Genomic DNA, 7,656 nt, shown 5'->3' on the forward strand with positions numbered 1-7,656 from the left:
CAATCCCGATTACCTCCAGAGCCACGTACAGACTGATAAAGTCCCCACAGATAAACACGGCGTTGACGCTGCCGTGGAGGATAATCGCCTGGGTGTAGAAAAATGACGTTTTATCCCCAGACCAACAGTAGAGAATCACCGCCGCCGTCACCAAGGCGTTGGTCAAGATAAAATAGCCGCTGAGGGAGTCGATAATCAGGGTCACCCCAAAGCTATCGAGCAATTCTAAGGTTTGAGAGACTGGGTTAACCAGCTGCCCCAAGCCGTAGGCAAAGGTCGCGAGTGCAACCACCAATGTCAAGTAGCGATCGAGCTTGGGAAAGAGATAAATACTGAACCCGACAAAAAACGGTAGGGCGATCCAGGCAATGGTAATCGTACTCATGGCATATTATTCTTTTCGATTTCGTGGCTCTCCAGGGTCGGATTATCTCGGGCGAGTTTCATCACCCCCACAAGCATTAAAGCCTGAATCGAAAAGCCAATCACGATCGCCGTTAAGATAACCGCTTGGGGAACCGGATCTGCATAAGCCACCTGTCGATTATCGGTAACAATCGGCGCAAACACCCCCCCCCGCGCTGCCCCCAGAACGTAGTAACCAATCACCCCGGTACTCATCACATCCATGGAAATGATTTTTATAATCAGGTTCTTCTTGAGGATGATGCCGACAAAACCGCACATCACCGTTGTTTGGCATCGTTGGTTTCCTTTGCTTCCTCTAAGCTCGTGCTTTGTCAGTTTAGTTTGAACATTGTGGCTCTCAAAGTTTGCCGATCGATTGAGCGGGCGATCGATAACTTCAGATGGATGTGCCGAAATCCGAGATTGTTTTTAAAGACAGGCTCGATAACCAAAACTGCATACTAAAATGTAAACAATCGATCTGACACTATACACTTTTTAGTTTTCCCTTGAGGGAAAACCGAGTGCCCTCAGCCACATTCACAAATCGTATTAATTCCGATCTAGATCGCGTAATGCTTTAGAATAAAGCTTATCATTGTATAGCACTTAACACACCCTTAAAGAAGACCTGCTATCCGGTTGGCAGTCGCTCTGGTTCGAGGAAACTTTTTCGTCACTTGCGCTCGTTCGCTCAAACTGATTCGACGTTTTCTATTTTTGAAAATTTTCTTAAGTTGAGGGCTTCAGTTACATTCGATCGGTCGATCTTAATTAAAAAAGACATTTTTTTTGAATTGGTTTCATAAGTTTTATTCTTTGACAACTAATTATTTTTATTCAGAAAAATATTCAAATCTCGAACCGTTTCATCACTTTGATATAACGCTAAGATTTCAGCGGTATAATTTTGGCGATCGAATGCAACATCTTGACTAATTTTTGCTGTTTCGAGTGCGGTATGCAAAGGAGAATAACTCGGGGTCGTTCCATCCCACAATCGCATTTTTTCATCCGCGTGGTCGAATTGACCGTAATCGAGCATAGATGGCTCGAAATCGTAACCTAAAAACCGCACCAGTTTCTCGATGGCTTCCCTCGGCTTTTCAATAATATTTTCGTAGCGGATCGAGAAGACCCGATCGGCATTGAGTGTTTTTGTCACGTTTAAAACAGCTTGATTGTATTCTAGCCAACGCTCGAAAGCATCTTTGGGTCGGTTGGCAAACATTTTACTCATCGCCACCGATCGAACGTCGCGCACGAGATGAATAAACTTAGAATCGGGAAAATCGCGGGCAATTTCTGCTAAAAACAAAGACTGTCTCGGGTCTTTGAGAACGATACATTCTTTTCCTTCTCGCTCTAAAATTCGCGCCATCAAATATTTCGGATCGATCGAACTGCGCTCGAAATCTGCTTGATAGTAATCACAAATTTGCTGATATTTGTTGCCGACGCTCTCTTGTTTCACATCCCCAGTTGGAAAATATTTTGGGATAGCTAATTCGCAAGGAGAAGCAATTTGGGAATGAGAATTTAGGATACGGGTTAGCAACGTCGAGCCACTTCGGGGAGAGCAACCCATCCAGATAATTTGAGAATTGGGAGGATAAGCCGAACGACCCCTCGAGAATAACGGCTTCAGAGAACGTGAAAGGCGATCGAACATTGGATTTATCATTCAATTGATCTTGAAACTTCAGTGAAATTACTCAGAGCGACGAGTCATATCGAGCGAGTCTAGATGAAAAGACGGACTACTCAATCCCCCTTTTTCTAATCTAAATTAGAGTTGTGTCCTAGCGTAAAGTGAATCCATGCGAGCTCGCCACCTTTTTAATTTTGACTTCCAGCGCGTTTTTTACTTAGGTCGTGCCTTGCGGATCGTTTTGGAAAGCACACCCTATTGGACAATGTTCCGGTTCGTCCTGGTGATCGTCCAAAGCTGTATCCCGATTGTTAGCCTCTACATCATGAAAACCCTCATCGATCGGGTCACAATCGGCTTTTCCTCAGAGGAAGGAGACTTTTCTACTGTATTCCCGCTCATCGTGGCGATGGGAGTCGTCAATTTACTCGGTGCGGTGGATGGAGCGGCAATGGGTCTAATCGCTCAGGTTCAAAATCAAATTGTTTCCGATCGCCTTTTCGATATGCTCCATCGAAAAGCCGTTTGCGTCGATCTCGAACATTACGAAAATGCCGACTATTACGACGTTCTCCATCGAGCCAAAGGTCAAGCATCGTCGGGTCCGATGCGGATTGTCGGTCGCGCTCACCAAATTCTTGGCAGTAGCATTAGCTTGCTCACCATGGCTGGGACGCTGTTCTTGCTCAATGGGTGGATTGTTGGTTTGCTTTTCGTCCCCGTCATCCCGAGAATTCTGGTGCGGCTGAAGTTCGTCCACATCATTCATCTGTGGATCGAACGACGCACGGCAACCCAACGCCAAGCGGGATACTACAACAATTTGCTCACCAGCGACAACTATGCTAAAGAAATTCGGCTCTTTGGGTTGGGAGACCTATTTATTCGGCGCTTTTCCACATTGCGCCGACAACTACTCAAAGAAAAGCTGCAAATTTCCACTCGACGTGCGGTGGCGGATTTTCTCACCACTGTCATTTCTGTCGTTGCCATGTGGGGAGCCTATGCCTATATTGCCTACAATACGGTGCAAGGGAACATTACCGTGGGAGATTTGGTGCTCTACAACCAAGCCTTCCGCAAAGCCTATCAGTCGCTGTGGGGGGTATTTAATGGCTTTGCCAGTCTTTACGAGGACAACCAATATCTGGCGTATTTATTTGAATTTCTCGATCTCGACGCGACGGTGGTCGATCCGATCGACCCAAAACCCATTCCTCGCCCCATGCGCAGTGGCATCGAGTTCGAGAATGTCGATTTCCAGTATCCCGGCAGCGCTCGGCAAGCGCTGAAAGATATTTCCCTCAAAATTCGACCGGGGGAAGTCATTGCCTTGGTGGGAGAAAATGGCTCGGGAAAAACCACGCTGATTAAGTTATTGTGCCGATTGTACGATCCCAGTTCCGGGAAAATCGCCATCGATGATATCGATATTCGCGATGTGGGACTTGCCGAACTGCGGCGACAAATTAGCGTCATTTTCCAAGACTACGCCAAATATCACTTAACCGCGCGCGAAAATATTTGGTTGGGGAATGTGGATGCTCCTCTCGAAGGGGATGACATCGAGAAAGCCGCACGTCGTTCCGGCGCTCATGACGTGATTGAAACCCTGCCCCAACAGTACGATAATTTACTCGGGAAGCGGTTCGAGAAGGGAGAAGAGTTGAGCATCGGTCAGTGGCAAAAAGTTTCGATCGCCCGAGCCTTCTTGCGCGACTCCCAGTTAATCGTCCTCGACGAACCCACCAGCGCCTTAGACCCGAAAGCAGAATATGAGGTGTTTAAGAAGTTTCGCGAACTCCTCGAAGGTCAATCGGCCGTTTTGATTACCCACCGGTTGTCGACGGTGAAAATGGCAGACTGCATCTACGTTCTCGATGGCGGTCGTATTGTCGAAAGGGGGTCTCACGACGAGCTAATTGCACTGGGTGGAACTTACGCAAGGCTATTCGAAATTCAAGCTAAAAATTATCGCTAGTCCTTGACCCCACTCGCGGTTGGTGGAGATGTCTATCCGTTTGGGCGATCTCAAACAAACTGCTCGAGCACCTCTAGGGTTGCCCGTCCCGATCGGCTCCAGCTAAACTGACGGGCGCGAGCTAAACTGGCCTGGCGAAGGTGCGATCGCGCGGTCTCGTCTTTGAGTAACGTTTCCATCGCAGCGGTAATCTCTAAAGTTTTGTAGGGATCGACTAGTAGCGCCGCATCTCCAGCCACTTCTGGCAGCGAGGCGAGATTGGAGGTGATGACAGGAGTGCCGCAGGCCATGGCTTCGAGGACGGGTAGTCCGAATCCTTCCCACAAGGACGGCATCACCAGGGCAATGGCTTGATTGAGCAGAATGGGTAGTTTTTCCTCATCGACGTACCCGAGAAACTTCACCCGATTTCCCACGCCCAATTCCTCCGCCTGGGCTTCTAATTTGGGAGTATAGCGCCCATCGGGCGGGCCGGCAATCCACAACTGAGCCTCGCGATCGTCGATTTGGGCAAAGGCGGTAATTAACCGTTCTAAATTCTTATAGGGGTGGTGTCGTCCGATATAAAAGAAATAGTTGCCTTGGGGAACATCCAAATTTCGAAAGCGATCGGCATCGTAGGCTAGCAGAACCGGCGTAATCTTCTGGGGCGGAACTCCCATCAAGTTCGTTAGATCGTTTGCGGTGGCGGTGGAGTCACACAGAACGTGTAGCGCCCGTTTGAGGACGCGGGGAACGTAGTAGCGATGGTAGGTGGTTAGGGGAGAAAAGCGATCGCCGAACCGCAGCGGAATTAGATCGTGAACGGTAATAATCGATCGACATTCAGGCACCAAAGGGGCTTCTGGGAGAGGAGAAAATAGCAAGTTCGCCCCCAAACTTCGATACACCTGGGGCAAGCGAAACTGCGTCCACTGCAAGCGTCGCAGATGCCCCCGCGTCCCTTGGTCTGGGGTGAGTCCGCCGGGAATGGGGTAACAGTGGTAGCCTTGAAAGGGTTCGGATGTCAGGAGGGTGGGGGCAAGGGGTTTGAGGTGCGGTAGGATATTTAACGCATAGGTGCTGATGCCTGTTGGTTGGGGAATCAGGAATGAGAGATTAATTAGCACGATTTAAAAATAGTTGCATTTTTAAAATGCATTTTTAGATGGGAAAAAACGGCTGCATTTTGCAAATTATTTAACTTGATTAACTCGTTCTTATTCAATTCATCGCTCGCCATGCTACCGGTTCAAGACGCAGAAGCCATCATTTTCGATTTAGTTCGACCTTTCGATCGCCAGCAAGATACAGAAGCGGTCAGTCTATTAGACGCTACGGGACGAGTTTTGGCAACCCCCGTGACGAGCGCGCTGGATTTTCCCCACTGGGATAACTCGGCGATGGATGGGTACGCGGTACGCTACGAGGATGTGGAAGAATGCAGCGACGATCGCCGCGTCACCTTGAGCGTTGTTGAAGAAATTCCCGCAGGCATTCTGCCCCAACATTCCCTCCAACGGGGGCAAGCCGCCCGCATCCTCACTGGTTCGATGATGCCTGCGGGGGCGGATACGGTGGTGATGCAAGAAAATACCCAACGGGAGGGCGATCGCGTTTCGATTTCGGTTTCCCCAAAAGTGGTTGGTGAGTTCGTTCGTCACCGAGGGGCATTTTACCAAGCCGGAACGGTATTGATGGAAGCGGGAGTGCGGTTGCAAGCCCCAGATATTGCGGTATTAGCGGCGGCGCAATGCACTCAAGTCGAAGTTTATCGCCGCCCTCGCGTCGCCATTCTATCCACCGGTAGCGAGTTGGTGGAACCCGATCGCCCTTTAGAACCGGGACAGATTGTAGACTCGAATCAATACGCCCTGGCATCATTTCTGACGGGGTTGGGCGTGGAACCCCTGCGGATGGGGATTGTTGCCGATCGCCGCGATGCCCTGGCGCAGGCGATGTCTGAGGCGATCGCCCGATCGGATGTGGTTCTCTCCACGGGCGGAGTTTCCGTGGGGGATTACGATTACGTCGAAGATATTCTTGCGGAATTGGGCAGCGAAATTCACATTCGATCGGTGGCGGTTAAACCGGGCAAACCCCTGACGGTGGCAACCTTCGATCGCGACGGGCGATCGGTTCTCTACTTCGGCTTACCGGGTAATCCCGTCTCCGCGTTGGTGAGTTGCTGGCGTTTCGTTCAACCCGCTTTGCAAAAAATGTCGGGGTTATCGCGGGGTTGGCAACCGGCTTTTGTGGAAGCAACAACGCGATCCCAATTGCGGGCGGGTGGCGTTCGGGAAACCTACCTTTGGGGACAACTCTCCCCCAGTTCTGAGGGCTATGAATTCGACTTATCGGCTGGCAGCCACAGTTCCGGTAATTTAATTAATCTCGCCCAAACGAATAGCTTGGCGATCGTTCCCGTGGGAAAAAAATCTATTTCGGCAGGCGATCGAGTTCGGGTTTTGATGCTGTAGGGCATATCCAATCGGGCACGTTATCGATCGAAGTCGCACGAGGGCATCATGGGTGACAAGTTATATCGAGTTCGGTAGAAAGACTTCTCATCAATCGTAAAAGGTTGACCAAGGAAATACAACCAAAACCGGTCACCCATGCGGAGGCACTAGTCGCTGAGGGCGAAATTCAGACCTACTTATTACCTTGACAAGCTGGAGACAAAATCGCCTTGGGATAGGCAATCCGCTTATGATTGAACTGTTGCCAAACCCGGACGAAAATCTCGGCAATTTGCGACATATCAGCTCTGGTCAATCCCGAATCCACCAGTTGCTCGTCTTTCCAACGGGCGCGGAGAATTTTGTTAACCATTGCTAGAGCTTCCTCCGTCGTCGCATCTTCGAGCGATCGCAATGCCGCTTCGCAAGAATCAGCTAACATCACAATTCCCGTTTCTCGAGATTGGGGAATCGGGCCGGGGTAGCGAAAATCTTCTTCTCGAACCTGTCGCTGTCCCGTATAATTCTGCTTGGCTTGGTAATAGAAATAGGCAATTTGCATCGTTCCTTGATGTTCGGGAATAAACGCTTGAATCGCCTTGGGCAGCCGTGCTTTTTTTGCCATCACCAAACCTTCACTGACGTGCTTCTTAATAATTTTGGCACTCAGCCAAGGATTGTTCATCGAGTCGTGTTTGTTCGGCCCTCCCATCTGATTTTCCACAAACCCCAACGGATCGTGCATTTTGCCGATATCGTGATAGAGAGTGCCCGCTCGCACTAACTCCACGTTGCACCCGAGTTCTCGGGCGGTGGCTTCAGCGAGGGTGGCAACGAAAAGCGTATGTTGGAACGTGCCGGGGGCTTCTGAGGCGAGCCGTTTGAGCAAGGGGCGGTTGGGATTGGACAACTCTGCCAACCGAATCGGCGTCACTAAATCGAACAAATGCTCTAAATAGGGACTCAGCCCTAAAGCCACAACGCTCCAAGAGACCCCCAGCATTGCCTGAAGCCCGGCCCCACCCAGAAGAACCGTCCACACCGGGCCCGCCGCGCCACTCATAATCAAATTGACGATCAGATAAACGATTCCCTGGGTAAAGCCAACCCCGAGTCCCAGTAGTGCCAGTTCTTCCCGACACCGCAGCCGTCCGGCAATCACACCGCCGAGGAGG

6 protein-coding genes and 1 pseudogene are annotated in these 7,656 nt (G+C 50.1%); 2 read left to right on the forward strand and 5 right to left on the reverse strand.

Going from position 1 to position 7,656, the window contains the following annotated elements:
• From IQ235_RS13205 to IQ235_RS13215, 3 genes and pseudogenes are all read right to left on the reverse strand, one after another.
• A pseudogene (locus tag IQ235_RS13205) lies at positions 1 to 385 on the reverse strand (cation:proton antiporter); the annotation flags it as partial.
• Positions 382 to 687 carry a cation:proton antiporter subunit C gene (locus tag IQ235_RS13210; protein ID WP_264321926.1) on the reverse strand — a complete coding sequence of 102 codons (306 nt, stop codon included), beginning with the start codon at positions 685 to 687 and terminating at the stop codon, positions 382 to 384. The gene IQ235_RS13210 and the pseudogene IQ235_RS13205, both read right to left, overlap by 4 nt.
• Before the next feature lie 547 nt (positions 688 to 1,234).
• A complete protein-coding gene (locus tag IQ235_RS13215; protein WP_264321921.1) occupies positions 1,235 to 2,092 on the reverse strand; it encodes a sulfotransferase family protein in 858 nt (285 codons plus the stop codon).
• A gap of 136 nt (positions 2,093 to 2,228) precedes the next feature.
• Between IQ235_RS13215 and IQ235_RS13220 the strand changes: the two genes are divergently transcribed.
• On the forward strand, positions 2,229 to 4,040 hold the full coding sequence (locus tag IQ235_RS13220) for an ABC transporter ATP-binding protein (protein WP_264321922.1): 1,812 nt from the start codon (positions 2,229 to 2,231) through the stop codon (positions 4,038 to 4,040).
• Positions 4,041 to 4,090: 50 nt separating this feature from the next.
• Here IQ235_RS13220 and IQ235_RS13225 read toward each other — a convergent pair whose 3' ends face one another.
• Positions 4,091 to 5,149 (reverse strand): glycosyltransferase family 4 protein, encoded by a 1,059-nt coding sequence (locus IQ235_RS13225; protein ID WP_264321923.1) that lies wholly within the window; start codon positions 5,147 to 5,149, stop codon positions 4,091 to 4,093.
• Positions 5,150 to 5,260: 111 nt separating this feature from the next.
• Between IQ235_RS13225 and IQ235_RS13230 the strand changes: the two genes are divergently transcribed.
• Positions 5,261 to 6,499, forward strand: a complete 1,239-nt coding sequence (locus IQ235_RS13230) for a molybdopterin molybdotransferase MoeA (protein WP_264321924.1) — start codon at positions 5,261 to 5,263, stop codon at positions 6,497 to 6,499.
• Positions 6,500 to 6,674: 175 nt separating this feature from the next.
• Here the strand turns inward: IQ235_RS13230 and IQ235_RS13235 are convergent.
• On the reverse strand, positions 6,675 to 7,656 hold a 982-nt coding region (locus tag IQ235_RS13235; RefSeq protein WP_264321925.1), incomplete at its 5' end, for an HD family phosphohydrolase.

Source organism: Zarconia navalis LEGE 11467 (assembly GCF_015207075.1).
In the GTDB taxonomy this organism is placed as follows: domain Bacteria; phylum Cyanobacteriota; class Cyanobacteriia; order Cyanobacteriales; family Geitlerinemataceae; genus Zarconia; species Zarconia navalis.

Bases quoted from the DNA above. Each gene is read 5' to 3' on its own strand.
- IQ235_RS13220 (WP_264321922.1), top strand. From the start codon at position 2,229: ATGCGAGCTCGCCACCTTTTTAATTTTGACTTCCAGCGCGTTTTTTAC.
- IQ235_RS13215 (WP_264321921.1), bottom strand. From the start codon at position 2,092: ATGATAAATCCAATGTTCGATCGCCTTTCACGTTCTCTGAAGCCGTTA.
- IQ235_RS13230 (WP_264321924.1), top strand. From the start codon at position 5,261: ATGCTACCGGTTCAAGACGCAGAAGCCATCATTTTCGATTTAGTTCGA.
- IQ235_RS13210 (WP_264321926.1), bottom strand. From the start codon at position 687: ATGTGCGGTTTTGTCGGCATCATCCTCAAGAAGAACCTGATTATAAAA.